The following is a 1,770-nucleotide window of genomic DNA, read 5'->3' as shown; positions in this document are numbered from 1 at the left end:
GCAACGGCGTGTCGCGTGCCGCCACCGCTTCCTGCGCCAGCCGGCCAAGGCCTGGCACGGAAAAGACGCTTTCGATGACGACGCTGCCTCCCAGCATTTGCGCGGACTGCAGGCCGAGCATGGTGACCAGCGGCAACAGCGCGTTGCGGGCGACGTGAGCGAGCACGATGCGGCGGCGGGAAAGTCCCCTGGCACGGGCGGCCAGCACAAAGTCCTGTCGCCACACCTCGGCCATGCCGGCGCGCATCATGCGCAGATAGAGCGCGAGATAGATGAAGCCGAGCGCCGAAACCGGCAGGACGAGATGGCGGGCGATATCGGCGGCGCGATCGAGGCCGGTCCTGGCCGAGGCGATACTCTCGATGCCGCCGATCGGAAACCAGCGCAGGTCGACGGCGAAGACAATGATCAGCACAAGCCCGAGCCAGAAGCCCGGCACGGCATAGAGCGCCAGCGAACCGATGGACAGGAAGCGATCGCGGAAGCTGCCGGGTCTGGCGCCGGCATAGATGCCGAGCGCCGAACCGAGACCGAAGGAGAGCGCAGTGGCGCTGCCCGTCAGCAGCAGCGTGTTGGGCAGTCGCTCGAGGATGACATCGCGGATCGGCCGCGAAAAGGTGACCGATTGGCCGAGATCGAGATGCAGCAGCGCCCAAAGATAATTGGCGAGCCGCGTCACCTCCGACTGGTCGAGACCCCAACGGTGACGCAACAGCTCGATCATGCCGGCATCACCGCCGGTCGAGACGATGTAGGCATCGACCGCGTCGCCGGGAGCGGCTTCGAGCAACAGGAAGGTGCCGATGACGACAATCAGCAGCACGAAGATGCTGCCGACGAGACGGCGGCGAAGGAGGGTGACGGCGCGGCTCATGGCGCAATGCCGATAGGAGAGCCGAGTCTTCGGCGGCGCGCTCTACGGCGCCCCCCTCTGTCCTGCCGGACATCTCCCTCACAAGGGGGGAGATTGGCAGCTTCGGCGTTGCCGGCCGTCTTGCAACGCTGGAGATTGGCGAAATGACAGCCGATCTCCCCCCTCGTGGGGGAGATGCCAAGTGGTGGCAAAGAGGGCAGGACAGAGGGGGGCGCGAAGAAGCTCTCATCGCTGAAGCTCAGCACCCACACATGCGGCGCGCAAGTCTGGAGAGACCTCTTTACCCCTCCAGCCAAGTGTCCGCCCAGTTCGATACCGCCCAGCGCGGGTTGTTGGCGATGTTCTTGACCGTGTCGCTGGCGACGCTGATGAAACTCCATTCTGCGACGTTGATCAGCGGCAGGTCGGCAGCAACTTTCCTCTGGAACTCCTTGTAGAGTTCGGTGCGGGCGGCGGTGTCGAGCGTCTCCGATGCCTTGGCGATCAGGGCGTCGAGATCGGCGTTCTTGTAGCCACCCTGGTTGGAGAAGGGCACGCCGTCGGGAATGCCGCTCTGCACCAGGATGGTGGTCGAGATCGCCGGATCGCCGCGGAACACCGGCGGCCCGACCGCAAGGTCGAAGGCGTGGTCGGTGTAAACAGCCTTGATGTGCGCGGCAGAGTCGTTGTTGACCAGCTGGGCGTCGATGCCGATAGCGGCGAGCGCCTGGCGCAGATAGTCGCCGAACTGCTTGGTCTCGTTGAAATAGGGCGCTGGTAGCAGTTTCAGCGAAAAGCGCTTGCCGTCATCGCCTCGGCTGTAGCCTGCCTCGTCAAGCAAGGCATTGGCCTTGGCGACGTCGAAGGCATAGGTCGGCACGTCGGCGGCGTAGAATTGCGGGTCGTTTTTCGGCACC

Annotated in this window: 2 protein-coding genes; both read right to left on the bottom strand. The window is 64.7% G+C overall.

Annotation, left to right across the window (positions count from 1 at the left end):
- On the bottom strand, positions 1 to 874 hold an 874-nt coding region (locus E5W70_RS19855; protein WP_292661240.1), incomplete at its 3' end, for an ABC transporter permease.
- A gap of 280 nt (positions 875 to 1,154) precedes the next feature.
- The coding region (locus E5W70_RS19850; RefSeq protein ID WP_292661237.1) for an ABC transporter substrate-binding protein at positions 1,155 to 1,770 on the bottom strand (616 nt) is incomplete at its 5' end.

Source organism: Mesorhizobium sp. (assembly GCF_005063415.1).
Lineage (GTDB): Bacteria > Pseudomonadota > Alphaproteobacteria > Rhizobiales > Rhizobiaceae > Mesorhizobium.
This window is presented reverse-complemented; position numbering and strand designations above follow the sequence as displayed.